The organism is Roseateles sp. Mitsp63, assembly GCF_059491535.1.
The window spans coordinates 956,722-982,187 of sequence record NZ_CP168509.1 but is presented as its reverse complement, the minus strand read 5'-3'; the positions used below and the strand labels follow the sequence as shown (position 1 = coordinate 982,187).

The window sequence follows — 25,466 nt, the reverse complement described above, 5'->3', positions numbered from 1 at the left end:
CCGTGCATTTTTGGTGGGGAGCACTGCATTTAAGTGATGGACCGGCGCGGTCGCCTGTAGCCTTCAACCCGTCCGTCCTTCGGCCCGTCCTTGTCTGTCCTGGCAAAGCGATCCGTCACATGAACATGGCCACCACCCGTCCCTCGCCCGGTTATCACCGCGCCCCCGCGCGGTCTGGTTCGAACCCGCCGTCCCGCGGCGAGGGCGCGAGCTTCGCCGCCGCGCCCCGCGCGCAGACGGCGCCGCCGCCGTCCGCGCTGCGCGACGCGAGCGACATCATGGTCGGCGTGGCGCTGATGCTGGGCGTGCTGTTCGCGCTGCTGATGCTGACGCTGTACACGCGCGATTCGATGGCCGTGGGCAAGGCGCTGCAGGAGCAGGGCCAGGCACGCGGCACGCTGGTGTGCAAGGACGGGAAGATCGCCCGCGGCGACGGCTCGCTGCCGGATCGCATCGTCGAGGATGGCGTGTTCGTGTGCACCGACTGGCGCACGCTGCAGGCGATCGAGCAGGAAGAGGCCGAGCGCGGGATGCGCAAGTACTGACGCCGGCGTCCGCCCTCAGGACCAGAGGTCCAGCGGCGGCTCGTGCGTCATGCCGCGCAGCAGGTCGCTGCGCGAGAGAAAGCCGATCGGATGGCCGTTGTCGTCGCCCACCGGCAGGCCGGGCAGCCCCAGCTCCAGCAGCAGCTGCGCCGCCTCGCGCAAGGGCGTGTCCGGCTGCGCCACCGGCACCGGCGTCCACATCACGTCATCCACCGCCGCGGCCAGACGCCGCGCGATGAGCGTCATCTCGGTGATCTCGTCGAGATCATCCGCCAGCCCGCGCGTGAGATCGCCGCGCGACACCAGCCCGCGCACCTCGCCCATCGGCCCCAGCACCGGCGCCTGCGCCACCCCGGCGCGCGACATCATCCGCATCGCCCGGCGCAGCGGAGCACCCGACATCACGCTGATCAGCTTGCGGCTCATCAGCTGATGCACCTGCGTGAGCACCTGACGCTGCGTGTCGCCGGCATAGGCCGCCAGCGCCTCGTGCGCGACATAGGCCGACGGGCCCGTCGCGCCGCCGCCAACACCGCCCGGACTCACGCCCGCGAGCACGACGGACGACGGCGTCAGGTCCCCCTGGCGCGCCACCGGCGCCACCGCGCGCGTGCGGGCGACCGCCTGCACCGGGGCGAGGTCGCGGACCTGCTCCAGACCACCGGTCAGGATCTTTCCGGAAGTGCCGTAGACGGAAAACATGCCGGGGAGCATGTCATGTGGCAGCGGCGGTGCCCATTGAGGAGAACGCCTAACTCCGGACGGCCGAGCGCGGGCTCTCCACGACGCGAGGGGGCTCCCTCCTGGACCCCCTCGCATCATTCCGGCCCCAACGGCACTCGCTGCCTTCAAGAAAGGAGAAAGGAGGAAGGAGGAAAGGGTCAGGGGACGGGGTAGGCGGTCTCGTACTTGACCTCGCGCAGCACGACGTTGCTGCGCACGCTCGCGACACCCGGCACCTTGAACACCTTGCTCTGCAGGAACTGGTCGTAGGCCTTCATGTCCGGCGCGACGATCTTCAGCACGTAGTCCGCCTCGCCGGTGATCGCCTGGCATTCGACGATCTCGGGACTGCCGCCCACCATGGCCTCGAAAGCATCGACCGCACCCTCGGTGTGACGGACCAGGCTCACGTTGGCCAGCACGCAGATCGACAGGCCCAGCTGTTCGCGGTCCACCAGCGCCACCTGGCGGCGGATGACGCCCCGCTCCTCCAGCTCCTTGATGCGGCGCCAGACCGGCGTCGCCGACAGCCCCACCCGGTCCGCCAGCTGCTGCGTGCTCTGGCGCGCATCGGCCTGGAGCGCCTCGAGGATCAAACGCGTCGCCCGATCGAAACGTTCATTTCCCATAAGCGCCATTCCTGAGTTCAATCCACTCCATATACGGCTCCCGGCGAGCGAACGAAGCAAGAAATCGCGCATTGTCTCGTAAAGAATCTCCCCTCTCAGACCATAAGAACCCGCGCCGCCCCGGCGGGTCGGAGACAGCCATGTCCGAAGCCACTCCCTCGCTGCGTCCCTACCAGCTCTCCGACAACCTGGCCGCCAGCGCCGGCCAGGTGTTCCTGACCGGCACGCAGGCGCTGGTCCGCCTGCTGCTGATGCAGAAGGCGCAGGACGAGCGCCAGGGCCTGAAGACCGCCGGCTTCGTCAGCGGCTATCGCGGCAGCCCGCTCGGGATGGTCGACCAGCAGCTGTGGAAGGCGAAGAAGTTCCTCGAGAAGGCCCAGGTCAACTTCCTGCCCGCGATCAACGAGGACCTCGCCGCCACCGCCTGCCTGGGCGTGCAGCGCGTGGCGCTCGATCCGAAGCGCACCGTCGATGGCGTCTTCGCGATGTGGTACGGCAAGGGGCCGGGCGTGGACCGCTCCGGCGACGCGCTCAAGCATGGCAACGTCTACGGCACCGCGAAGCAGGGCGGCGTGCTCGTCGTCTGCGGCGACGACCATGGCTGCGTGTCCTCGTCGACGCCGCACCAGAGCGACCTCGCGCTGCAGGCCTGGTCGATGCCGCTGGTGCATCCGGGCAACGTCGCCGAGTACCTGGAGTTCGGCCTCTACGGCTGGGCGCTGTCGCGCTTCTCGGGCGCGTGGGTCGGATTCAAGGCCATCTCGGAAGTCGTCGAGTCGGGCATGACCGTCGACCTGGACGCGGTGCCGCTGGACTTCGAGCTGCCCGTCGACCACACGCCGCCCACCGACCTGCACATCCGCCCGGTGGACCTGCCGTCGCTGGAGCTGGAATCGCGCCTGGCGCACAAGATCGACGCGGTGCTGGCCTTCGCGAAGATCAATTCGATCGACAAGCACATCGTGGTGAGCCCGCGCGCGTCGCTGGGCATCGTGACCGTGGGCAAGGCGCATTACGACTTCATGGAAGTGCTGCGCCGCCTGGACCTGGATCCCAACGCGCTGGCCGCGGCCGGCGTGCGCGTCTACAAGGTCGGCCTGGTGTACCCGCTGGAGCCCACGCGCATCCGCGAGTTCGCGCAGGGCCTGACCGACATGCTGGTGATCGAGGAGAAGGCGCCCGTCGTCGAGCGCCAGATCAAGGAGCTGCTCTATCACCTGCCCGATGCGCAGCGCCCGCGCGTGGTCGGCAAGTCCGATGAACACGGGGCCGCGGTGCTGAGCGCGCTCGGCGAACTGCGGCCGTCGCGCATCATGCCGACCGTCGCGGACTGGCTCGCGCGGCTGAATCCGGCGCTGGACCGCCGCCATCTGGTGGTCGATTTCCTCACGCCCTGCCTGCTGTCCAACAGCGCCGACGCGGTGCGCCGCCAGCCCTACTTCTGCTCGGGCTGCCCGCACAACACCTCGACGAAGCTGCCCGAGGGCTCGCGCGCGCTGGCCGGCATCGGCTGCCACTTCATGGCCAGCTGGATGGAACGCGGCACCTCCGGCCTGATCCAGATGGGCGCCGAGGGCGTGGACTGGGCGGCGCACTCGCGCTTCACCACCGAGAAGCATGTCTTCCAGAACCTGGGCGACGGCACCTACTACCACTCGGGCTATCTGGCGATCCGGCAGGCCATCGCGGCCAAGGCCAACATCACCTACAAGATCCTCTACAACGACGCGGTCGCGATGACCGGCGGCCAGCCGGTCGACGGCCAGACCTCGGTGCCGCAGATCGCGCGCCAGGTCGAGGCCGAGGGCGTCAAGCGCCTGGTCGTGGTCTCCGACGAGATCGGCAAGTACGACGGCCACCACGGCCTGTTCCCCGCCGGCACGACCTTCCACGACCGCGGCGAGCTCGACGCGGTGCAGCGCGAGCTGCGCGAGATCCAGGGCGTGACGGTGCTGATCTACGACCAGACCTGCGCCGCCGAGAAGCGCCGCCGCCGCAAGAAGGGCGAGTTCCCCGACCCCGACAAGCGCATCTTCATCAACGAGTCCGTCTGCGAGGGCTGCGGCGACTGCGGCCAGGCCAGCAACTGCCTGTCGGTGGTGCCGGTGGAGACCGACTTCGGCCGCAAGCGCGCGATCGAGCAGAGCAGCTGCAACAAGGACTTCAGCTGCGTGAACGGCTTCTGCCCGAGCTTCGTGTCGGTGCACGGCGCCAAGCTGAAGAAGCGCGCCGGCGCCGCCTTCGGGCCCGCGGACCTGGCACGCGAGATCGCCGCCATCCAGCCGCCCGCGGCCTGGGCGTGGACCGGCCCGTTCGACATGCTGGTCACCGGCGTCGGCGGCACCGGCGTGGTGACGGTGGGCGCGCTGGTGACGATGGCCGCGCACCTGGAGGGCAAGCAGAGCTCGGTGCTGGACTTCATGGGCTTCGCGCAGAAGGGCGGCGCGGTGCTGTCCTTCGTGCGCGTGGCGCCGACGCAGGACCTGCTGAACCAGGTCCGCATCGACACGCAGCAGGCCGACGTGCTGCTGGCCTGCGACATGGTCGTGGGCGCGAGCGCCGACGCGCTGGCGACGGTGAAGGCCGGCCGCACGGTGATCCTGGCCAACACGCACGAACTGCCCACCGCCGCCTTCGTCCGCAACCCGGATGCGAGCCTGCAGGCCGACTCGCTGCTGGCCAAGATGCGCCACGCCGTCGGCCAGGAGAAGGCGCTGCTGACCAGCATCGACGCGCAGGACATCGCGCAGCGCCTGATGGGCGACACCATGCCCAGCAACATCGTGATGCTGGGCGCGTGCTGGCAGCGCGGCCTGGTGCCGGTGTCCTTCGAGGCGCTGATGCGCGCGATCGAGCTCAACGGCGTGGCGGTGGAGAACAACAAGACCGCGTTCGCGCTGGGCCGCCTGGCCATCGCCGCGCCCGAGGCGCTGCGCCGCCTGGCCGGCGAGCAGGCCGGCTCGGCCGTGCAGTGGTTCAACTTCGACCAGCTCGACGACAAGGACGGCCAGCCCGGCCTGGTCTCGCGCCGCAAGGCCTTCCTGACCGACTACCAGGACGCCGCCTACGCCGCCCGCTACGAGGCGCTGGTGCAGCGCGTGCGCGCCGCCGAATCGGCGCTGGGCGAGGCCGGCAAGGGCCTGCGCCTGACCAAGGCGGTGGCGCGCTATTACGCGAAGCTGCTGGCGATCAAGGACGAGTACGAGGTCGCGCGCCTGTACACCGACGGCAAGTTCGAGGCCGCGCTGAAGGCGCAGTTCGAGGACTGGGACCACCTCAGCTTCCACATGGCCCCGCCGCTGATCGCCAAGCCCGGCGCCGACGGCCGCGCGAAGAAGGTCGAGCTGGGCTCGTGGACCTTCAAGGCGCTGAAGACGCTGGCGAAGTTCAAGGGCCTGCGCGGCGGCGCGCTCGACCTCTTCGGCAAGACCGAGGAACGCCGCCTCGAGCGCCAGCTGATCCGCGACTACGAGGCCCTGGTCGACGAGCTGCTCGCCGGCCTGGGCGCGGAGAAGCTGGACCTCGCGATCAAGCTCGCCCGCCTGCCGGAAGGCATCCGCGGCTACGGCCACGTGAAGCTGGCGAACGTGGTGACGGTGCGCGCGCAATGGAAGGACCTGCTCGACCGTTTCCACGGCCGCGCGGTCGAGACGCCGATGGTTGTCGTGCCGCTGACGAAGGCCCCCGAGCGGGTGAAGGGCGTGGCCGAGCTGTGAGCGCCTGATCCCGCCGCTTCGGGGGAGGCGGCCGCCCTCAAGAGGGAGCGCGGCACCGGACGGCGTGTTTCTCGACATCCGTCAAGGCGCGCGGCCGGGAAGGCGGGGAAGCTTCGCCCCCTGTGCCACTTCCCTGCCCGGTCCGGCATCGCGGACCGGTCCCTGCCATGCCGACGATCCTGAAGTTCAACGGATTGCGGGCCGTGATCTATCTGAACGATCAGCGCCCGGGTCAGGTCCACGTGATGGGCCAGGGCTGCGAGGCGCGCTTCGAGCTGCGCGGCCCCGGCGGCGCGCTGGCGCTGCGCGAGAACCACTTCTTCACCCATGCCCGGCTGAACCGCATCGCGCAGGTGCTGGCGAGCCAGATGCCGCGCCTGCTCGCGGACTGGAGGACGCTCCATGGCCGGCATTGACGAGACGGACGCGCCGTTGCCGGTCATCAGCGCCGACGACTACGAGGCCGCCGATCACGCGGGCGCGCTGCAGCGCTCCTTGCTGCCGGCCGCGGTGGCGGTGCGCTATGACGGGGCGACGGACCGCGTGCTGGTGATCCTGGACACCGGCGTCGAGCTCGCCTTCGCGCCCTGGCTGGTGCAGGGCCTGGGCGGCGCCGAGGCCGGCGACCTGGCCGAGGCGGAGATCTCCCCGTCGGGACTGGGCGTGTACTTCCCGCGGCTCAATGCCGACGTCTACCTGCCCGGCCTGCTCGAAGGCGTGATGGGCACGAAGCGCTGGATGGCCGCGATGCGGCAGGCCTCGCCGCTGCGCGCGGGCGCTACAAGTGTGAAGTAGCGCAAAGGCCTCCGGAGAGTGCTGGACACCGTTCACAAGGGGACGGCATGCTTGCCGCATGTCACTGTCCCCGCCCCTGCCGACATCGCCCCTTCCCTTGCGCCGGCGCACGCTGCTGCTCGGCGCGACCGCGTCGGCGGCGCTGGCCGCCTGCGGCGGCATGGCGACCGTGCCCGACGTGCCGATGGATGCAGCCCAGCGCCTGCGCGCCGCCAATCGCATCGGCTGGGGCGCGACGCAGGCGCAACTGGGCGAGATCGAGCGTCAGGGCTGGGGCCGCTATGTCGAGCGCCAGCTGAAGGCCGACCCGAAGGCGCCGCTGCCCGCGCCGGTCCAGGCCCGCATCGACGCGCTGGGCATCAGCCAGGGCGACGTCGCGATGCGCGTGTGGGCGGCCGAATCTTTCCGCCGCGATGGCGACAAGGGCGCGTCCGAAGAAGAACGCGCCGCCGCGCGCAAGGCCTACCAGGACGCGCAAGGCCAGGCGGCGCGCGAGACCGGCGAGCGCCAGCTGATGCGCGAGCTGTATTCGGAGCAGCAGCTGCTCGAGCACCTGTCCTGGTTCTGGTTCAACCACTTCAACGTGCACCAGGGCAAGCGCGACATCCGGCTGATGCTGTCGGACTACCAGGACCGCGCGCTGCGTCCGAATGCACTCGGCTCGTTCCGCCGGATGCTGGGCGCGGTGGCCCGCCATCCGGCGATGCTGCGCTACCTGGACAACGACCAGAACGCCGTCCGCGCGATCAACGAGAACTACGCGCGTGAGCTGCTGGAGCTGCACACGATGGGCGTGGACGGCGGCTACTCGCAACGCGACGTGCAGGAACTGGCCCGCGTGCTGACCGGTTTCGGCGTGCGCATCGATCCGGATCCAGCCAAGGTCGCGCCGAAGTTCGAGCGCCTCTACCGGCGCGACGGGTTGTTCGAGTTCCACCCGGCGCGCCACGACTTCGGCGACAAGCGGCTGCTCGGCCGCACGATCAAGGGGCGCGGGCCGGAGGAGCTCGACGAGGTGCTGGACCTGCTGGTCTCGCAGCCGGCGACCGCGCGCTTCGTGAGCCGCAAGCTGGCGGTGTTCTTCCTCAGCGACCAGCCGCCGCCGGCGACCGTCGACGCGATGACCGCCGCCTTCCTGCGCACCCAGGGGGACATCCCGGCGACGCTGCGGCCGCTGCTGTTCTCGCCGCAGTTCGCGTCGGCCGAGTCGCCCAAGTTCAAGGACCCGTACCACTACCTGCTGTCCAGCCTGCGCGCCGGCTTCGAGCAGCGTGAGCTGCAGAACGCGCAGCCGCTGCAGAACTGGCTCAGACGGCTGGGCCAGGGCCTCTACGACAAGCAGACGCCGGACGGCTATCCGATGACGGCCGAGGCCTGGAACAGCCCCGGACAGATGACGCAGCGCTTCGAGATCGCGCGCCAGATCGGCGGCGGCGCGGTGGCGCTGTACCGGCCCGACGGCGCGAACACGCCGGTGCCCATGCCCGACCTGCAGCCGCTGCGCGCGCGCCTGGAACCCACGCTGGCCGCCGCGACGCGCGGCGCGCTGGCGCAGACGACCTCGCCACAGCAATGGCTGACGCTGCTGCTGTCCAGTCCCGACTTCATGTACCGCTGACCATGCAACGACGCTCTCTTGTGCAAGCCCTCGCGGCGGCGCCGCTCGCGCTGTCGGGCGCGCGGCTGTTCGCGGCCGGCGCGGACCGGCCGCGCTTCCTGCTGGTGTTCCTGCGCGGCGGCTACGACGCGGCCAACCTGCTGGTGCCGGTGGGCAGCAGCTTCTATTACGAACAGCGGCCGCGCATCGCGATCGCGCGGCCCTCGCCGGCCGACACCGCGTCGGCGCTGCCCCTGAACGCGGACTGGGGCCTGCACCCCGCGCTGCGCAACAGCCTGTTCCCGCTGGCGCAGGCCGGGCAGGCGCGCTTCATCCCGTTCGCCGGCACCGAGGACCTGTCGCGCAGCCATTTCGAGACGCAGGACAGCATCGAGCTCGGCCAGCCGGTCGGCGGCTCGCGCGACTACAACTCGGGCTTCCTGAACCGCCTGGCCGGCGAGCTCGATGCGCAGCAGGCGCTGTCCTTCACCGACCAGCTGCCGATCGCCTTCCGCGGTCCGGCGCGCATCGCCAACGCGGGGCTGCGCGAGACCGCGCGCCCGGCGGTCGACGCGAAGAGCCGCGCGCTGATCGCCAGCATGTACCAGGACCAGCCGCTGGGCTCGACGGTGCAGGAGGGCCTGGCGCTGCGCGAGGAGCTGGCGCGCGACCTGTCGCCGGACAAGATGAAGGCCATGACCGACGCGGCCGGCCGCAACGCGATCCCGGCCAAGGGCTTCGAGCTGGAGGCGCGCCGCATCGCGACGCTGATGCGCGGGCGCTTCAGCCTGGGCTTCATCGACGTCGGCGGCTGGGACACGCACGTCAACCAGGGCGGCGCGGCGGGGCAGCTCGCCAACCGCTTCGAGGAACTCGGGCGCGGGCTGGCGGCGATCGCCGATGAACTCGGCCCGGAGCTCTGGCGCCAGACGACCGTGATGGTGATCAGCGAGTTCGGCCGCACCTTCCGCGAGAACGGCAACCGCGGCACCGACCATGGCCACGGCAGCGTGTACTGGCTGCTGGGCGGCGGCCTGGCCAGCGGCGGTCCGGTCGCCGGCGACCAGATCGCGCTGACGGCGGGCTCGCTGTTCCAGAACCGCGACTACCCGGTGCTGAACGACTACCGCGCGGTGCTCGGCGGCCTGTGGCAGCGCCAGTTCGGGTTGTCGAACGAGGCGCTCGCGCGCGTGTTCCCGGCCGTGCGGCCCAAGGATCTGCGCCTGGTCTGAGGTTTGCCGGGACGGCAAAGCCCCCAGGCCGCGCAAGCGCTTGCGCGCCAACCTTGCGGAGGAGAGAAATTCCCTTCTACCCTGGCTCATGGTCATCAGCGTGACCCTTGAGCCGGACTCCTCGAGCCGGACCGTGCCTGCCTGAAACGAAAGCCCCCCCATGAACAAGCCAACCCGCATCGAACGTGACTCCATGGGCGAGGTCGCCGTCCCGGTCGACGCGCTGTACGGCGCGCAGACCCAGCGCGCGGTCGAGAACTTCGCGATCAGCCGCCAGCCCATGCCCGAGCGTTTCGTGCGCGCGCTGGTGCTGCAGAAGGCGGCCGCGGCGCGCGCCAACATCGCGCTGGAGCAACTGCCCGCGGATATCGGCCAGGCCATCGAGCGCGCGGCGATGCAGCTGCTGCAGGACCCGGCCCTGATGAACCACTTCCCGGTGGAGATCTTCCAGACCGGCTCGGGCACCAGCTCGAACATGAACGCCAACGAGGTGATCGCCACCGTGGCGACGCGGCTGATCGGCAGCGGCGCGGCGAACCCGGCGACGGTCAGCCCGAACGACCACGTCAACGCGGGCCAGAGCAGCAATGACTCGATCCCGACGGTGCTGCACATCAGCGCGGCGCAGGCGCTCAATGGCGAGCTGCTGCCGGCGCTGGACCTGCTGGTGCAGACGCTGCAGGACAAGATCAAGAGCGACGGCCACCACGTGAAGACCGGCCGCACCCATCTGATGGACGCGATGCCGCTGCGCCTGGGCCAGGAGCTGGGCGGCTGGTGCGCGCAGATCGATGCGCGGCGCGCGCAGCTGCGCGCGCTGCTGCCCTCGGTGTGCGAGCTGGCGCAGGGCGGCACGGCGGTGGGCACCGGCATCAACGCGCATCCGGACTTCGCGGCGCGCTTCTGCGAGGAGCTGTCCACGCTCACCGGCCTGAGCTTCCGGCCGGCGCCGGACTTCTTCGCGGCGCTGTCGGCGCAGGACACGGCGGTGGCGCTGTCGGGCGCGCTCAAGGGCCTGGCGGTGACGCTGATGAAGATCGCCAACGATCTGCGCTGGATGAACTCGGGGCCGCTGGCGGGCCTGGCGGAGATCGAGCTGCATGCGCTGCAGCCGGGCTCGTCGATCATGCCAGGCAAGGTGAACCCGGTGATTCCGGAGGCGGTGACGATGGTGTGCGCGCAGGTCATCGGTCACGACGCGGCGATCACGGTGGCGGGCCAGTCGGGCAATTTCCAGCTCAACGTGATGCTGCCGCTGATCGCGACCAACCTGCTGGACAGCTTGGCGCTGCTGGCGGCGGCGGCGAAGGCGCTGGCGGAGCAGGCGATCCGCGACTTCAAGGTCAACACCGAGGGACTGCAGCACGCGCTGGCGCGCAACCCGATCCTGGTGACGGCGCTGAACCGCGAGATCGGCTACCTGAAGGCCGCCGCGATCGCCAAGCGCGCCTATGCGGAGAAGCGGCCCATCGTCGACGTGGCCGAGGACATGACCGAGTTCGACCGCGCCACGCTGCTGCAGATGCTGGATCCGGCCAAGCTCACGGATGGCGGACTCTGACGCGATCCTGAGCGCTGGGCTGAACGCGCCGCGCGCAAGCGGCAGCCTTTCACGGCGGCCCGGACCGCGCGCGGAACCGGCCGCGCACAAGCGGGGTTGAGCCCGTCACCATCGGTGTTCTGCCTTCTTGCCTGCAGGACCCGAGCCGTGATGAAGAAGTTGTTCGCCGCGCTGAGCGCCTTGGCCGCCGCCCTCCCCGTCCTTTCGTCCGCCGCGCACGCGGCCGGGCTGACGCCGCTGGAACAGCGCTGGATCGCCGGCATGACGCCGGTGCTGCAGCACGCCAAGGCGGGCGGCATGCCGGTGGACATCGTGGTGCAGCCGCAGGACGCGCCGGAGGCCGCGCCGCTGGCGCTGGGATTCCGGGACGGCCGCTGCAAGCTGGTGCTCAGCCTGCGCGGCAATCCGGAGGGCGAGGCGACGATGCAGCGCCTGCCGGCGGGGCTGGAGGACAGCGCGCTGGAATTGATGGCCGCGCACGAGCTGGGCCACTGCCACCGTTATCTGGAAGGCGCGTGGTTCAACCTGCCGGCGGGATTCACGGCGGCGCCGGCGCCGGAGGGGTTGAGCGCGGATCTGAAGCGCGCGTTCCTCTCGATGAAATCGACGCGGCGCGAGGAAGGCTATGGCGACTTGGTGGCGCTGAGCTGGACGGCGCAACGGCATCCGGCGCAATACGCCGCGCTGCATGCGTGGCTGAGCGCGGAACGCGGCCGCGACCTGCTGCCGGGCAGCCACCACGACACATTGACGTGGCTCAAGATGGCCCGAGATCCGAAAGCGCTGGGAAGCGCGCCCTCGATGTTCGATGCCGCGCTGCCGGTCTGGCAAAGCGGGCTGAACGCCGAGGAGGAATGAGCCCCCTCGGGCTTATTCATTTGAACGGCTGAAGGCCGACGCCTTCCACCAATATCGGTGGGTGAGCTGGCAGATATTTGTTAGGCAAATATCCCAGAACATGCACGGCGAATTCATTCCTAGACTGGGCTTGGTTTCTAGACAGCTCAGGAAGGGCAATGAAGATCCTCGCTACGGTTTTGACGGTGCTCATGGCGATGAATGTCCAGGCGGCGACAGACAAGCCTGCATACGCCCCCGCGCCTAATCCTTATGTGCATCTCAGCGGAGATGCCTTGGTCGTCCGCGACACCATCCTGACCGAACAGCTGGTCAACGAAGCGCTCTCGCTGCTTGACGCAAATCCGTCCATCGAAAGGCTCTGGCTCGTTGACGTGCCTGGCGGTCTTGGCATTCCGGGCGCACGGCTGGCCTGGCGCGCTCAGGAAATGGATGTATTCATCGCCGGAGGCTGTTATTCCGCCTGCGCCGATGTTGCCCTGTCAGGCCGATCCCTGAGCGCGGTTCCCTGGAAAGGGAAGCTCATGTCCGCCCTGATCATTCAGGGCGCTTTCACGCTCAACGGTGAATGGGTGACGCGCTCCAACAATAATCTGACCCGCTATGCGGAGAGGTTGGAGCCGATCAGCCGCAAGGATATTGATATCGCCTTGTCACTCCCATATCCCTCGGGAGCCGGGCTTTTCATCTTCACGGATGGTTCAGTCCCCGCCGCCCAAGGCGAGACGGTATTGCTCTGTGACTTTTTCCCGAGCAGGTGCCGCTCCATTGAGGTATCGCTGAAGCAGATCCGAATCTCGACATCGGACCTGCCGGTCCCAGCGGCGCCTGCACCCGCAGTCCCCTCAGATTGAACGTTTTCAGCATCGAAAACCCCAGCGTCGCGCGGCTCTGAGCGGGCATCGCCAGCACGCCTTCCGGCGCCATGCCGAGCCATCCGCCCCGACATATTTAACGGGAGGGATCCTCATGCTATTCCGAAGAGAAGTCGTGGAAACACGGCGCCGCGCCCATCTTGGGACCATACGTCTAGTCGCAACTCCATTCTCCCGGAACGCTGCGGCAATAGGGCTGCTGTTCATCATCGGCTTGTCCGCGCTGGTCTTTAACTCCGAGGTAGCAAGGACCGAAGAAGTTCCCGGCATTGTTGCACCAGCTTTGGGCTTGGTTTTCATCACAGCACCGGGATCTGGCGTGATAAAGAAATGGAATGTCGAAGAGGGGCGCACTGTACCAATCAACTCCACCCTTTTCTCTATTGACGTCGAGCGTCGCGATTCACTGGGCAAAGGTGAGAGCACACTGCTCGAACAATCGATCGAAACCAAACGGCTCGCCATTATTAATGAGCTCGCGCTTGCCAAAAGTTCCGGGGCGGTGCGGCGTCTCGCATTAAATGATCGCGTTCAAAGGGGACGTCTTCTCACCGCCAATCTCGAAGAAGACGTTCGGCTGCAAGAAAGGCGTGCCGACATCCGCGACAAGGCTTATAAAAGGATCGCATCGCTACACCAAGGCGGATTTATCGCAAACGCTCAAGTCCAGAATGAGGAAGAGTTGCTTCTGGAAGCCAGGGCGCGCCGGGCGGCAGCGGATAGAAATCTCGCGACCGCTCAAGGCGACCTGTTTGCCTCCGAAAAAGATTTACATGCGCTTGAGCTCGAATTGTCCGCAAATACCTCGCGATTAACACGGGAACTTCAGTTGATTGAGCGAGAAGGCATCGAGAACACTCTTCGCAGGGAAATTTCCGTTGTAGCTCCAAGTGGTGGGGTTCTTTCGACAATAAATCTTCGGGTTGGTTCAAATGTGCAAGCGGGGCAGGTAGTTGCCAGCTTCATGCCCGAGAGCAGCGCCGCCTCCCAATCAAACTCTTTAGTTATTGAACTTTTTGCCCCGAGCCGGACCGCCGGACACCTGAGAATTGGAGGCAAAGCGAAAGTTCGACTCTCCGCATATCCGTTTCAGAAATACGGCGTATTGGACGCAACGTTCACCGAAATAAGTTCCACACCGATCAATCCACAGGACCTCCCCAGTGGACAAGCTCAGGCGCTTACCAGCGCTGCCAGGGCCGTAGAGCCATTATTTCGCATCCGGGCCAAGATTGACAATCAAGGCGCGCTAGCACGGGGAATGCGCCTCAGGCCGGGTATGACGCTCAGCGCCCACCTTATACAGGAGACTAGGCGCGTTTGGGAATGGGCTTTTGAACCAATACTTGTTAATCGATGACAGGAGCACAAGCAAGCAACTTATTGAAGCCACGCTTTCAACCTTCTTAAAAGGTACGCTCGAATTATGAAAATTCTCACTTCCGACGAAATGATCACAGTTTTTGGTGGCGACAACCCAGCAATGGGTCCGTATACACCACCATTTACGCAAGATCTCCAGAATCAATACATGAACGCATTCAAGCCGTTCTTGGGCGTTATGGGACCGGCAGGCGGACTGATCGAATCCAAAATGGTACTGGACCTGCAGCGCCGCGCGGAGCAATACAATCTGCTCAATGGATACAATCGCGAAGGGACCCAATATCAATTTCCATCAGGGGTATATCCAACCACAATTTCAACATTTGATGTCTTTGTTGAGTCGCTGAACAGCGTGCAAGTCGACGGAAGTTCGGTCGGCGCAGGTGGTGTTGCCTACCAACAAGCCGTTCATAATTGGCTGGATGCCAATTGGGGGACTAGCAACGGCGGCGCAGGACCCGGGGCTGGTGGCCCCAACTATAACGGTCCATCCGGATTCTTCCCATCGCAATAAGAAAGAAAGGCGCATTGCGCCTTTTTCTACAATGAGACATTTTCTCGTTATCGTCGCGCTGATCTTTCCTGGACTCTCTTTTTCAGCGAAAGACATTGGTGGACAGGAGCCGAAAAAGCCGCTCTGTTTCGGCACGACTAACGCGTCCGAAAGTATCGTTATTCCCATCGCCCACAATCGTGACACTTCCAGCGACGCTTTGATCATTCAAGCAATCGCAACCAATGCGAGATCGGTACCCAAGATCTGGCTGGAGACCGCTCCGAAAAAAGACGGAGAACCGCTCTCTTCTCCAATTTGGGATTTCCCCGTCGAATGGAAAGAGAGAATTCATGACAGATTCATAAGCGCGGGAGTGTTGAGCTTTTACTCGTTTTCAAGCGAACACCTCGCAATACTCACCCCAGATGACGTGCTAACCATATCGTCAGACTACTGCGCTCGGATGACATCTTCTGGAAACTGGGGCGAACGCAACATCGCGAATATCGCCAAAATAGCCGGTCTCGAGGTGACATATCTTGAGTCAGCGGAGCAACAGCAGCTCGTATATTCGGAGTCAAGCGGGCAAGACAAAGCGGAAATGGCTTGGGCATTCCTGACCAACTGCGGTGCCTTCAATGCATCGGCGAAAACTCTACTCGCCAATCTGAACAACCGAAGCTCGTTCACATTGGCCTTGGAGGCGTACGAGCGAGATATGCGCCACATCGGCGCAAAGTTGCTGGTTAATGATGCAGCCCGCCGGCGGGACGCACACCTCAAGGCGAAGTTGATGGGGGCGCTTCATTCTCCCGGCGTGAATGTTATCTTTGTCGGGGCGTCGCACCTTCCCACCAATCTGGTTCGTTCTTCGGGCCCCGGTGGAATATGTCAGAAATGATGTCGCGAAATCTTGATTCGGTTGGAGTCGAAGTCAGGTCTCTTCTGCAGGGCCTAGCGAATCGCGGTTTTCACTCCTGCCCGGTGCTAGTCCACGGCTCGGTGCTCCGCAGCAGCTTTGACGAACATTCGGACGTTGACTTGCTGGTCATTGCACCAAATGTAGAGATGGGTCATCTGGCCTTTGCGATTGCGAACGTGCGTCTGGATGTCGCCATTTACTCCATCAAACGATTCATGACCGAGCTACGCCATGAAATCGAACGGGGCTGGAATGGACTAGCGGCGATGGTCATCGAAGGAGTTCCACTTCAAGGGTCGTGGGAAAATTTGAAGCACTTCTGCCGGTCGAATACTTGCGCGCCGCCAGTTTTTGACGTGACGCGGAGCATCAATCGTTGCAACACAATATATTCCGACATGCTGCGAAATCGCTCTTCGATTGAGCGGATATTTCTCGTCAAGGACTTCTGTGAAGCGTTGGCCGAAGTGATTTTGCGAGTCGAAGGCCACTGGGCAACTAACGGCGTCGAAGTCTTGAGGCGACTACGGCAGCATTACCCGGAAGGTTTCGATCTTTTGGAGAGCGCAGCCAAAGAATATGTAGATACATGTCACCCAGCGGCGTTGAGGCGCTTTATGTTGGATAAACTTGGTGGCAGAGGGGATTACAAGGAGGCCAAGATTCTCTGGGGCATTCAATGAAGCGGCTTCGGCCCATATTGCAATCCGAATCATCGGAATGCGGGCTCGCAAGCTTGGCCATGATCTGCTCCTATCACGGGAGAAATTATGATCTTCCGTCTGCTCGCCGCCAATTCCCGCAGTCGATAAAGGGCGTAAATCTTCAGGGCTTAGCGGCAAACGCACAAGAATTGGGCCTTGCCACCCGTGCGTTGCGAATTGATATTGAGGAGTTCAGGCAGGTGGCGTTGCCCTGCATAGCGCACTGGAACCTCAATCACTTCGTCGTCATTGAGCGTGTGCATTCGAACGAAATACACATCATCGACCCTGCTTTAGGTCGCAGAAAGCTCTCGTTGGCGCAGGTAAGCGAAGCTTTCACTGGCATCGTGGTCGAACTGAGCCCGACCACAGCTTTCAATCCGATCGGCCGCGCACAGCGAATCGGCCTTCGTCAAATTTCCGGACGTGTTCTCGGGCTTCGAAAGGTGATCAGCCGGATATGTTTCGTTACCTTGGCTTTGGAATTCTGTGCAATCAGCACGCCCTTTGCCACGCAATTTGCCATCGACAAAGTGCTTCCTTCTTATGACCTTACCCTGCTCAAGGTCGTTGCATATGGATTAATTGCGCTGCTCGCGTCGCAGGTGCTCTTTTCCGCAGCCCGCTCGTGGCTCATTCTTGGGTTATCCCAATCGATGGTGCAACAGTGGTCAAATAATGTATTTCACCACCTCATGCGCCTGCCGACAGGGTGGTTCGAACGGCGGAGCCTTGGCGATATTACTAGCCGTTTCGGAGTTGTAGAGACGCTTCATCAGAGCCTTGGAGGTGCTTTCATCGCCGCACTGGTCGATGGTCTCATGTGCATTGTGGCGTTGACTATCATGCTGGCGTATTCCCCAGTGTTGGCTGGAATTTCACTCGGCGCGCTCGCCGCTTTTGTGGGCGTAAAGTTTTATCTCTTGGATGCCCAGAGGGACGCAACGGCAGAGCGCGTAGTACTTGCCGCAAAGGAAAGCACATATCTTCTTGAATCGATTCGCGCAATTTCTTCCATTAAGATATTTGGCCGAGAGTCCTATATAACGTCGAGACGTGCCAATCTTGCTGTTGAGGTGCAGAATCGAGACGCCGAGGGAGAACGGATTGGAATCATATCCAGCAGCCTGAACGCACTGATTTTTGGACTGGAGAATATCGCGATCACGGTCGGTGGTGTGGCAATGATCATCCAACAGTCGTCGGCCTCCGAGCAGGCATTTACTGTGGGAATGCTTTTTGCATTCATGGCTTTCAAGACGCAATTTCAGTCAAGAAGTAACACGCTCTTGGGTTACTTATTTAATCTATGGCTCCTCCGAATCAACGTTGAGCGGCTTGCGGACATAGTACTAACGCGGCCCGAGCGACCTCGCACCGAGCGAGGCGCAGCTACGGTTCGGGATCTCTCGCCGTCCCTTGAATTCAGAAACGTCAGCTTTCGCCATTCATTTCACGAACCTTGGGTTCTCAGGAGCTTGAATTTCAAGGTTTTGGCCGGAGAGTCAGTTGCCCTGATTGGTGCATCGGGCTCCGGAAAAACGACCATCGTGAAGCTTCTCCTTGGTATCCTAGAGCCCACTTCCGGTGAAATCCTGATCGGCGGCGTGTCCATGACGGAGCTAGGCGCGGCAAATGCGCGAACCATGATGGCGGCGGTTATGCAAGACGACTATCTGCTTACGGGCACAATTGGTGAGAATATTGCATTCTTCGCGGCCGAGCCCGACCGAATCGCAATGGAAGAGTCGGCGCGAAGCGCCTGCATATTGGAAGATATTGAACGAATGCCGATGGGCATGGACACTCTAATTGGAGATCTAGGGAGTGGCCTATCTGGCGGACAGAAGCAGCGAATCATTCTCGCGCGCGCGCTATATTCAAAGCCGAAGATTCTCATTCTGGATGAGGCGACAAGCCACTTAGATCCAGAGAACGAGGAGAAGATAAATTCAATACTTGGCGCGCGTGGAATGACCAGGTTAATAGTTGCACATCGGCCGAGTTCCATAGATGAAGCAGACAGGGTTGTTGAGATTAAAAGTGGATCTGCAATTAATTCCACCTCAAGAGCAACCCAATAGCGACTCCGAAGACCGGCCTGATGCCGACGCCGGGGCTTTCCCAACCATGAGAAGAACTTTGCTCCGGCGCTGGGCCGCCGTCTTGATGGCAATCCCCATCGGAGCTTTCGCCGGGGCAGTCTTCGCATCCGGGAGCGCGGGAGCTTGCGCGCCAGAACGCCTTCGAGTGGTAGCCGATGTCTGGCATGGAGTGCGGTGGCACGGACTTGCAATGGCAGTTCCAGGGATCGGGTGGGAGCAGCGAATGGCTGAGGAACTCGATGCGCTCTGCGCCCACGATCGCGACGCAGCCGATGAGGCATTCGTTCGCCTGGCTGGCTCAATGCGCGACATCAACGCGCGGCTTTCAAGGTCCGTGGAGATCACGCAGCGCCAAATGCCGCGAGACGTTCAGCGCATGACTCGGGCCACCGACGGTTCTTGGATTTTGCGGCTGCCGCAGGATCAAGCACTTTCAACGTTCGAAGGACGTCTTGATGATGATCTGGAGCATGCGCTTTCTACACTCGAAAGCCGCGCTGACGTGTCCCATGTCATTCTGGATCTGCGCCCGCTTGGCGATCGGCTCATGGTCGACGAGACCAGTCTTCAAGAGGTGCTTTCTCGCCTCATGACGAAGCCGCTGCGATTGCCCGCAGTTCAGCACGCGTTTCGCGGTGGCTTCGACGTGGCCCATGGCATGGACGGTATGTCGTCTGGCATGCGCCTCGAAGGGGGGCGGGATCTGGCGGCCAAGCGCCACGGGCGCGCTTTTCGCATGAGCATCGTGGCTGACGAACGGACCGTGATCACGCGAGCGGCATGGGCGCTGGTTCAACAGCGCCGGGCCGAGTTATTCATCTCAGTCTCGGGAGATCCACCGATGGTGGGCGAGATGGAGGCTGTCGCGGTCGGGCGTGGTCGGGAATTCCGATTCACAACCGCGATCTTCGTCGACGCGGAGGACGGATCCAAACGCGATCGTGTGGAGGTATTGGACGCGATTGATTCATCGTCACGCCCCTTGCCGGTAGCAGGCAGCTTTGAGCCTTGTCCGCAGTCCACGGATCTTTGTGGCTTGACCAGTTTCGGGATGAGTTCTACATCCCTGGCTCCTATCCCAGGCTTTGCCCGGATGGAAAGTGCCGTCACTGAGCCGGAATCGCCGCGCACCTCCGACGTGCCAGAGGCGACCTGGCGGGCGATGGCCGCAATCAAACTGTGGTCGTCAATCAGGGCGACGTCACGCCCACTCACATTCCCGGCGGCGCGATGGAATACGGCTTTCGATGAGGCAGCGGCTGCGATGGCCGCGGCCACCTCGAAGGATAGGTATGTGGACGTTCTGCGGCGCATGCTGGCATCGCTCGACGACGGACACGCGAGGTTGATGGGGCGATGGATGCGCGCGCGCGTCGGTGAAGGAGTCTTGCCGGTGCGTCTGCGACGGGTGGGGTCGCGCTTCGTCATAAAGGATGTCGATGGCAGCGCACCGATGGCCGCCCGTCGCGGCGACCAGGTGCTCGCGATGGATGGCAAGCCCTTCGCAGAGGCGGTGACGGCCCAGCTTCCATTTGTCAGCGCAGCGACCCCTGCATCGCGTGAACTGCTCGCTCTCGATTTACTCAGCCAGCGACCAGTGGGCCAAACCGCAGTGATCCGTGTCAAGCGCGGAAATCGGCAAATCGACCTGAAGATGCAGGCGACGTCTGCTCGCGCCATTGAGGCCTCGCACCCATCCACCCGAACGCTCTCGACATCGGTGGGGTACCTGGACCTTTCGGAGACTGAAGACCTTGCGACTGTCGATGCAGTTTTGGGAAGTGCGACGTCACTCATCGTCGATCTGCGCCGATATCCGCGCGGGGCAGCCTGGGCCCTCGCGGGGCGCCTGCTGAAGGCGCCCATGGCCCCAGGACCGACTCACGTCATGCCTCGGCAGGGTATCGGCGAAGGAGCCGTGGTGCAGAGCGTCACCACCAACCGCGCCGTGACCCAGTGGCGCGGACGCGTCATCGCGCTGATCGGACCAGAGACTCAAAGCCAAGGCGAATACTCGGTGCTATTGCTGAAGTCGGTTACGACGCTCTGCACCGTCGGGCAGAACACCTTTGGCACCTATGGAAACGTTGCGGCAGCTTCCCTGCCTGGCGGGCTGTTCGTGTCCTTTACCGCGAACGATGTGATCTCCGTGGATGGGAAGCTGGCCAACCCCGGTGGCTTGGTCCCCGACATGGTGGTGGAGCCATCGCTGGCAGACATTGTTGCTGGCAGCGACCCCGTTCTGAACGCTGCGATTCAAGTAGCGGCGGGGCGACGCTCGTGCACCGTCTAGGGAGACTCTGCAAAACGCATGCCCCCTGCATGAGCACTGGTGATGCGGGGTGAATGCCAATGGTCAGAACTTGAGGTATCGCTGAAGCAGATCCGAATCTCGACATCGGACCTGCCCGTCCCTGCGGCGCCTGCTCCCGCCGTCACCTCAGATTGAACGTCCTCAACATCGAGAACCCTTGCGTCGCGCGGCTCTGCGAGAGCATCACCAGCACGCCTTCCGGCGTCAGGCCGAGCCAGCCGCCCCCGGCGACGCGCCAGACCACCTGGCGCGTCGCCAAGTCCAGCGCCACCGTCTGCCGGTCCGTCGAGACGAACAGGTGGCTGTCCGTCAGCACCATCTGGCGCTGCCAGTAGCCATCCCCCGCCTCCATCGGCCAGGTCCACAGCAGCGTGCCGTCCGCGACGCTGCGCGCCTCCACCGACTTCGTCAGCTGGTTGGCCGCGTACACCACGCCCCGCGCCGTGACCGGGTGATCCATGAACTGCCCGCTCGCATCCCAGCGCTGCGCGCCCGTGGCGCGATCGACCACCGTCAGGTGATTCGGCACCGCCGAGCCAGGGTCCATCTCGCGATGGCTCAGCAGGATCGCGCTCAGCCCGTCATCCGCCAGCACCGGCGCCTGGTAGGTCGCGATCTGCGCGAACACCTGGTCTTCGCGCGTCGGCACCTGCGCCTGCGCGACGATTCCCCCGTCGCTCGCCCGGAGCACGCGGTACATGCCCCCCGCATTGACGTACACCAGCCCCGCCGCCCCATCCACCGTCGGCCCCCAGGCCCGGTAGTTGCGATTGGCCAGGCGATCCGCGAGCGTCGCCGTCCACGCCGGCGTCCTGAGGTCCGCGACATCGAGCGCGGACAGGTAGTTCACCTCCGGGTCCACCGGCATCAGCAGGCGCGTCCCGGCAAAGGTCCACCCCGGATCGGCGAAGGTGTTGCCCTTGCCCGTGTGTTCGGCGAGGACCGCGCCGCCCGTCGCCGCGGTGGCCATCACCCGGCCGGTGCGCGTGCTCCAGTACAACCGGTCGCCATTGGCGATGACCTGCGTCGGCAGCTCCGGCAGCAGCGTCGACCACAGCGTCCGCCCATCCTGCAGGTCGATGACCGAGGCATTGCTCGCCGGCGCGCCCTTGTCGTCGACCTTCGCGTCCGTCACCGCGATGCGCCCCTGCCCCAGGTTCATGCCGTCGCCGGAGAAGTCCGCCGGCGTGGCGATCCACCGCGTCCAGCGCGACGTGAACTTCGCCGGATCCAGACTGACCGCCGCATACCCCGCGCGCGTCCCGTCGCCGCCGAAGCCCGACCACGCGCCGCGGCCCGCGATCGCCGCCGGCAGCACCGTCAGATGCGCCGGGTCGCCGCTTCCGACCTCCAGCCGGTAGCGGATCCGGTTGGGCTGCCAGTCCGTGAAGGGGTCGAAGGAGAGGATCGAGATCTCGATCGTGCCGGTGTAGACGCCCGGCTGCACGCGCGTGCCGAAGTTGACGGTCAGCTGGACGTCACCGTTGGGCTGCGGGTCCCGCGCGACGCTGGTCACCACCGAGGGCGCGCCCGGCGTGTCCTTCTTCTCGCTCCATAACGGCCGCAGCTCGTTGGTGCCATCGTGCCGCTTGGCCGCGAGGATGCGCACGCCCTGGCAGTCCGCCAGCGGCTCGGCGACCTTGCAGCCGGCATCGTGCTGGCTGAGTTCATACGGCACGCGGGTGTCCACGAGCACCGCCTCCGCCGCGCCGCTGCAGCCGGACAGGGCTGCCACCGCCATCGCGGCCATCCCGGCCATCCCGGCCGCGCGAGCGCCCGCCATCGCGGCCAATCGCCGCGGGATCGTCGTCCACATGAGCTTCTCCCTGATCGACGCGCCGCCCGATCCCTCCTCGCGAGGGTCAGGTCTTGTGCGCGGCGCGCCGGAGACTACGCGCGGACGCCAGCCCCTGCAACCCGCCCGAAGGGGGACGGGAAAACGCCAAGGCCTGCCTGCCGGCGCCGCCGCCTCAGACCAGCGCGCGCCCGATCAGGATCTTCTGCACTTCGGACGTGCCTTCGTAGATCTGCGTGACGCGCACGTCGCGGTAGATGCGCTCGACCGGGAAGTCGCTGACGTAGCCGTAGCCGCCGTGGATCTGGATCGCCGCCGAGCAGACCCGCTCGGCCATCTCGCTGGCGAAGAGCTTGGCCATCGCCGCCTCCTTGAGGCAGGGCTGGCCGGCGTCCTTCAGCGACGCCGCATGCCAGATCAGCTGGCGCGCGGCCTCGATCTGCGTGGCCATGTCGGCCAGCTTGTGCTGCATGGCCTGGTGCTCGAAGATCGGCACCCCGAAGGCGACCCGCTCCTTGCTGTAGCGCAGCGCCGCCTCGAAGGCCGCGCGCGCCATGCCCACCGACTGCGACGCGATGCCGATGCGGCCGCCCTCCAGCCCCGACAGCGCGATCTTCAGGCCCTGCCCTTCCTCGCCCAGCCGGTTGGCGGCCGGCACGCGGCAGCCCTCGAACAGGATCTGCGCCGTGTCGCTGGCGTGCTGGCCCATCTTGTCCTCGATGCGCGCCACCACGTAGCCCGGCGTGGACGTCGGCACCAGGAAGGCGGAAATGCCCTTCTTGCCAGCGGCCTTGTCCGTCACCGCCATCACGATCGCGACGTCCCCGTTCTTGCCGCTGGTGATGAACTGCTTGACGCCGCTCAGGACGTACTCGTCGCCCTCGCGCACGGCGGTCGTCTTCAGCCCGCCGGCTTCGGAGCCCACATGCGGCTCGGTCAGGCAGAACGCGCCCAGCATGTCGCCGCGCGCCAGCGGCTTGAGGAAGCGCTCCTTCTGGTCCTCGTTGCCGAAGGCCATCAGGATGCTGCACACCGGGCAGTTGTTGACGCTGACCACCGTCGAGGTCGCGCCGTCTCCAGCGCCGATCTCCTCCAGGATGATCGCCAGCGCCAGGTAGTCCAGGCCCGCGCCGTCGTACTCGTGCGGCACCGCCACGCCGTAGCAGCCCAGCCCGGCCAGGCCCTTGAGCTCCGCGGCCGGGAAGTGGTGGGACTTGTCCCACGCGGCCGCCTTCGGCGCGATCTGGTCCTGCACGTAGGCGCGCACGGCGTCCTGCACCGCGCGGTGGTCGTCGGAAAGGATCATGGGATCACCAGGGCAGCGCGCTGCCGTCGTAGTTGAAGAAGCCGCCGTTGTCGCCAGCCTTGAGCCCGTCCAGCACGCCGCGCAGGCTGGACGCGCTGGTGGCGACGTCGATGTCGGCCTCCTGGCCGCCCATGTCGGTCTTGACCCAGCCCGGATGCAGGCTGACGCACAGCGCGCGGCCGTCCAGCGACAGCGCCAGGTCCTTCATCACCGAGTTCACCGCCGCCTTGGACGCGCGGTAGACCCAGCCCGCCGAGTTCGCCCGCAGCGTCAGCGATCCCATCCGCGAGGACAGGATGCCGATGCGCGCATCCGGCGCCAGCGCGTCCAGCAGCTGCGGCAGCACGCGCATCGGACCCAGCACGTTGGTGTGCATGACGGCGTCGAAGTCCGCCTGGCTCGGCGGCTGCAGCCCGATGGTCCTGGGGCCGTACAGCCCCGCCACGTACATCACGCGGTTGAACTGGTGCCCGTCGAGCTGCCAGGCCAGGCCCGCGATGCTGATCATGTCCGACACGTCGAGCTTGATCGCCGTCGCGCCCAGCGCGCGCAGCTTGTCGAGGCTGGCGTCGTCGCGCGCCGTGGCGACGACGGTGTCGCCCAGCTCGCGATGCTGCTTCACCAGCTCCAGGCCGATGCCGCGCGACGCGCCGATGATGAGGACTTGCGCCATCCGTTCCGGCCTTTCAGATCAGCTCGACGCCGACGGCCGTCGCTTCGCCGCCGCCGATGCACAGCGCCGCGACGCCGCGCTTGAGGCCGCGATGCTTGAGCGCGCCCAGCAGCGTGACCAGGATGCGCGCGCCCGACGCGCCGATCGGATGGCCCAGCGCCACGGCGCCGCCGTTGACGTTGACGATCTCGTGCGGCAGCTTGAATTCGGCCATCGCGGCCATCGTGACGGCGGCGAAGGCTTCGTTGACCTCCCACAGGTCGACGCTCTTCGCCTCCCACTGGTTCTTCGCCAGCAGCTTCTGGATCGCGCCGACGGGCGCGGTCGTGAACCACTCCGGCGCGTTGGCATGCACCGCCGTGCCGACGATGCGCGCCACCGGCGTCACGCCCAGCTTGCGCGCGGTGGACTCGCGCATCAGCACCATCGCCGCGGCGCCGTCGGAGATCGACGACGAGGTCGCGGCCGTGATCGAGCCGTCCTTCTTGAACGCCGGCTTGAGCGACGGGATCTTGTCCAGCTTGGCCTTGAACGGCTGCTCGTCGCGCGCGATCACCGTGTCGCCGCCCTTGCCGGCGATGGTCACCGGCGCCATCTCCCAGCTGAAGCTGCCATCCTCGTTGGCGCGCTTGCTGCGCTCGGTCGAGGCGATCGCGAACTGGTCCTGCGCCTCGCGCGTGAAGGCGTACTTGTCCACGCACTGCTCGGCGAAGACGCCCATCGCCTTGCCGCGCTCGTAGGCGTCCTCCAGGCCGTCCAGCGCCATGTGGTCGTACATCTGCGCGGCGCCGTACTTCACGCCCTTGCGCGCGAACATCAGGTGCGGCGCGTTGGTCATGGACTCCATGCCGCCGGCGATCATGACGTCGGCGCTCTCGGCCTTGAGCGTGTCGTGCGCGAACATGACCGCGCGCATGCCGGCGCCGCACATCTTGGACAGCGTGACCGCGCCGACCGACTGCGGCAGGCCCGCCTTCAGCACCGCCTGGCGCGCCGGGGCCTGGCCCTGGCCGGCCATCAGGCAGTTGCCCATCAGGGCTTCGCTGATCGAGTCGGCCGGCACGCCGGCGCGCTCGACGGCCGCCTTGATCGCGACGGCGCCCAGCTCCCACGCGGCCAGGCCGGCGAAGTCGCCCAGCAGGCCGCCGATCGGCGTGCGCGCGGCGGAAACGATGACGATGGAATCGGACATGGGGGTCTCCTTCTAGGGAATCGGTGCGGCCCCTCAGGGCCG

21 protein-coding genes are annotated in these 25,466 nt (G+C 65.4%); 15 read left to right on the top strand and 6 right to left on the bottom strand.

Translation table 11 applies throughout. From position 1 onward, the window contains the following. Positions 1 to 119 precede the first annotated feature (119 nt). Positions 120 to 545 (top strand): hypothetical protein, encoded by a 426-nt coding sequence (locus ACEN96_RS04180; protein ID WP_495586797.1) that lies wholly within the window; start codon positions 120 to 122, stop codon positions 543 to 545. A 15-nt stretch (positions 546 to 560) separates the two neighbouring features. Here ACEN96_RS04180 and ACEN96_RS04175 read toward each other — a convergent pair whose 3' ends face one another. Next, positions 561 to 1,247 carry a CBS domain-containing protein gene (locus ACEN96_RS04175; protein WP_495586796.1) on the bottom strand — a complete coding sequence of 229 codons (687 nt, stop codon included), beginning with the start codon at positions 1,245 to 1,247 and terminating at the stop codon, positions 561 to 563. Between the two features lie 179 nt (positions 1,248 to 1,426). Continuing rightward, positions 1,427 to 1,897 carry an Lrp/AsnC family transcriptional regulator gene (locus ACEN96_RS04170; protein ID WP_495586795.1) on the bottom strand — a complete coding sequence of 157 codons (471 nt, stop codon included), beginning with the start codon at positions 1,895 to 1,897 and terminating at the stop codon, positions 1,427 to 1,429. 140 nt (positions 1,898 to 2,037) lie between these two features. On the opposite strand from ACEN96_RS04170, the gene ACEN96_RS04165 reads away from it, so the two are divergent. From ACEN96_RS04165 to ACEN96_RS04100, 14 genes are all read left to right on the top strand, one after another. Then, on the top strand, positions 2,038 to 5,613 hold the full coding sequence (locus tag ACEN96_RS04165) for an indolepyruvate ferredoxin oxidoreductase family protein (RefSeq protein ID WP_495586794.1): 3,576 nt from the start codon (positions 2,038 to 2,040) through the stop codon (positions 5,611 to 5,613). A gap of 167 nt (positions 5,614 to 5,780) precedes the next feature. Beyond that, positions 5,781 to 6,029 carry a DUF4160 domain-containing protein gene (locus ACEN96_RS04160; protein WP_495586793.1) on the top strand — a complete coding sequence of 83 codons (249 nt, stop codon included), beginning with the start codon at positions 5,781 to 5,783 and terminating at the stop codon, positions 6,027 to 6,029. Further along, complete coding sequence (locus tag ACEN96_RS04155) at positions 6,016 to 6,408, top strand: DUF2442 domain-containing protein (RefSeq protein WP_495586792.1); 393 nt, start codon at positions 6,016 to 6,018, stop codon at positions 6,406 to 6,408. The genes ACEN96_RS04160 and ACEN96_RS04155 overlap by 14 nt, the downstream gene beginning before the upstream one ends. A 58-nt stretch (positions 6,409 to 6,466) precedes the next feature. Further along, complete coding sequence (locus tag ACEN96_RS04150) at positions 6,467 to 8,026, top strand: DUF1800 domain-containing protein (RefSeq protein WP_495586791.1); 1,560 nt, start codon at positions 6,467 to 6,469, stop codon at positions 8,024 to 8,026. Between the two features lie 20 nt (positions 8,027 to 8,046). Beyond that, a complete protein-coding gene (locus ACEN96_RS04145; protein ID WP_495586790.1) occupies positions 8,047 to 9,237 on the top strand; it encodes a DUF1501 domain-containing protein in 1,191 nt (396 codons plus the stop codon). Between the two features lie 160 nt (positions 9,238 to 9,397). Next, positions 9,398 to 10,798 (top strand): class II fumarate hydratase, encoded by a 1,401-nt coding sequence (locus ACEN96_RS04140; RefSeq protein ID WP_495586788.1) that lies wholly within the window; start codon positions 9,398 to 9,400, stop codon positions 10,796 to 10,798. Positions 10,799 to 10,948: 150 nt separating this feature from the next. After that, entirely contained in the window at positions 10,949 to 11,656 is a 708-nt protein-coding gene (locus ACEN96_RS04135; protein WP_495586786.1) for a hypothetical protein, read from the top strand. Between the two features lie 158 nt (positions 11,657 to 11,814). Then, a complete protein-coding gene (locus ACEN96_RS04130; RefSeq protein ID WP_495586785.1) occupies positions 11,815 to 12,510 on the top strand; it encodes a hypothetical protein in 696 nt (231 codons plus the stop codon). A gap of 235 nt (positions 12,511 to 12,745) precedes the next feature. Continuing rightward, the gene (locus ACEN96_RS04125; RefSeq protein ID WP_495586784.1) at positions 12,746 to 13,891 is read left to right on the top strand and encodes an HlyD family secretion protein; all 1,146 of its coding nucleotides are present in this window, start codon (positions 12,746 to 12,748) and stop codon (positions 13,889 to 13,891) included. 171 nt (positions 13,892 to 14,062) lie between these two features. Then, complete coding sequence (locus tag ACEN96_RS04120; protein WP_495586783.1) at positions 14,063 to 14,431, top strand: hypothetical protein; 369 nt, start codon at positions 14,063 to 14,065, stop codon at positions 14,429 to 14,431. 31 nt (positions 14,432 to 14,462) lie between these two features. Further along, positions 14,463 to 15,314 (top strand): hypothetical protein, encoded by an 852-nt coding sequence (locus tag ACEN96_RS04115; RefSeq protein ID WP_495586782.1) that lies wholly within the window; start codon positions 14,463 to 14,465, stop codon positions 15,312 to 15,314. Positions 15,315 to 15,454: 140 nt separating this feature from the next. Beyond that, positions 15,455 to 16,018 carry a hypothetical protein gene (locus ACEN96_RS04110; protein ID WP_495586781.1) on the top strand — a complete coding sequence of 188 codons (564 nt, stop codon included), beginning with the start codon at positions 15,455 to 15,457 and terminating at the stop codon, positions 16,016 to 16,018. Then, positions 16,015 to 18,123 carry a peptidase domain-containing ABC transporter gene (locus ACEN96_RS04105; protein ID WP_495586779.1) on the top strand — a complete coding sequence of 703 codons (2,109 nt, stop codon included), beginning with the start codon at positions 16,015 to 16,017 and terminating at the stop codon, positions 18,121 to 18,123. Before ACEN96_RS04110 ends, ACEN96_RS04105 begins: the two co-directional genes overlap by 4 nt. Before the next feature lie 244 nt (positions 18,124 to 18,367). After that, entirely contained in the window at positions 18,368 to 20,437 is a 2,070-nt protein-coding gene (locus ACEN96_RS04100) for a S41 family peptidase (protein ID WP_495586778.1), read from the top strand. A gap of 142 nt (positions 20,438 to 20,579) precedes the next feature. On the opposite strand, the gene ACEN96_RS04095 is transcribed toward ACEN96_RS04100, so the two are convergent. The 4 genes from ACEN96_RS04095 to ACEN96_RS04080 all read right to left on the bottom strand — a co-directional run bounded on the left by ACEN96_RS04095 (position 20,580) and on the right by ACEN96_RS04080 (position 25,424). Continuing rightward, complete coding sequence (locus tag ACEN96_RS04095) at positions 20,580 to 22,274, bottom strand: PQQ-binding-like beta-propeller repeat protein (protein WP_495586776.1); 1,695 nt, start codon at positions 22,272 to 22,274, stop codon at positions 20,580 to 20,582. Positions 22,275 to 22,428: 154 nt separating this feature from the next. Further along, entirely contained in the window at positions 22,429 to 23,559 is a 1,131-nt protein-coding gene (locus ACEN96_RS04090) for an acyl-CoA dehydrogenase family protein (RefSeq protein ID WP_495586775.1), read from the bottom strand. Between the two features lie 4 nt (positions 23,560 to 23,563). After that, positions 23,564 to 24,232, bottom strand: a complete 669-nt coding sequence (locus ACEN96_RS04085; protein WP_495586774.1) for an SDR family oxidoreductase — start codon at positions 24,230 to 24,232, stop codon at positions 23,564 to 23,566. A 13-nt stretch (positions 24,233 to 24,245) separates the two neighbouring features. Beyond that, positions 24,246 to 25,424, bottom strand: a complete 1,179-nt coding sequence (locus ACEN96_RS04080) for an acetyl-CoA C-acyltransferase (protein WP_495586773.1) — start codon at positions 25,422 to 25,424, stop codon at positions 24,246 to 24,248. Positions 25,425 to 25,466 lie beyond the last annotated feature (42 nt).

Bases quoted from the DNA above. Each gene is read 5' to 3' on its own strand.
- ACEN96_RS04180 (WP_495586797.1), top strand. From the start codon at position 120: ATGAACATGGCCACCACCCGTCCCTCGCCCGGTTATCACCGCGCCCCC.
- ACEN96_RS04175 (WP_495586796.1), bottom strand. From the start codon at position 1,247: ATGTTTTCCGTCTACGGCACTTCCGGAAAGATCCTGACCGGTGGTCTG.
- ACEN96_RS04170 (WP_495586795.1), bottom strand. From the start codon at position 1,897: ATGGGAAATGAACGTTTCGATCGGGCGACGCGTTTGATCCTCGAGGCG.
- ACEN96_RS04165 (WP_495586794.1), top strand. From the start codon at position 2,038: ATGTCCGAAGCCACTCCCTCGCTGCGTCCCTACCAGCTCTCCGACAAC.
- ACEN96_RS04160 (WP_495586793.1), top strand. From the start codon at position 5,781: ATGCCGACGATCCTGAAGTTCAACGGATTGCGGGCCGTGATCTATCTG.
- ACEN96_RS04155 (WP_495586792.1), top strand. From the start codon at position 6,016: ATGGCCGGCATTGACGAGACGGACGCGCCGTTGCCGGTCATCAGCGCC.
- ACEN96_RS04150 (WP_495586791.1), top strand. From the start codon at position 6,467: ATGTCACTGTCCCCGCCCCTGCCGACATCGCCCCTTCCCTTGCGCCGG.
- ACEN96_RS04140 (WP_495586788.1), top strand. From the start codon at position 9,398: ATGAACAAGCCAACCCGCATCGAACGTGACTCCATGGGCGAGGTCGCC.
- ACEN96_RS04135 (WP_495586786.1), top strand. From the start codon at position 10,949: ATGAAGAAGTTGTTCGCCGCGCTGAGCGCCTTGGCCGCCGCCCTCCCC.
- ACEN96_RS04130 (WP_495586785.1), top strand. From the start codon at position 11,815: ATGAAGATCCTCGCTACGGTTTTGACGGTGCTCATGGCGATGAATGTC.
- ACEN96_RS04120 (WP_495586783.1), top strand. From the start codon at position 14,063: ATGAACGCATTCAAGCCGTTCTTGGGCGTTATGGGACCGGCAGGCGGA.
- ACEN96_RS04115 (WP_495586782.1), top strand. From the start codon at position 14,463: ATGAGACATTTTCTCGTTATCGTCGCGCTGATCTTTCCTGGACTCTCT.
- ACEN96_RS04105 (WP_495586779.1), top strand. From the start codon at position 16,015: ATGAAGCGGCTTCGGCCCATATTGCAATCCGAATCATCGGAATGCGGG.
- ACEN96_RS04100 (WP_495586778.1), top strand. From the start codon at position 18,368: ATGGCTGAGGAACTCGATGCGCTCTGCGCCCACGATCGCGACGCAGCC.
- ACEN96_RS04095 (WP_495586776.1), bottom strand. From the start codon at position 22,274: ATGTGGACGACGATCCCGCGGCGATTGGCCGCGATGGCGGGCGCTCGC.
- ACEN96_RS04090 (WP_495586775.1), bottom strand. From the start codon at position 23,559: ATGATCCTTTCCGACGACCACCGCGCGGTGCAGGACGCCGTGCGCGCC.
- ACEN96_RS04085 (WP_495586774.1), bottom strand. From the start codon at position 24,232: ATGGCGCAAGTCCTCATCATCGGCGCGTCGCGCGGCATCGGCCTGGAG.
- ACEN96_RS04080 (WP_495586773.1), bottom strand. From the start codon at position 25,424: ATGTCCGATTCCATCGTCATCGTTTCCGCCGCGCGCACGCCGATCGGC.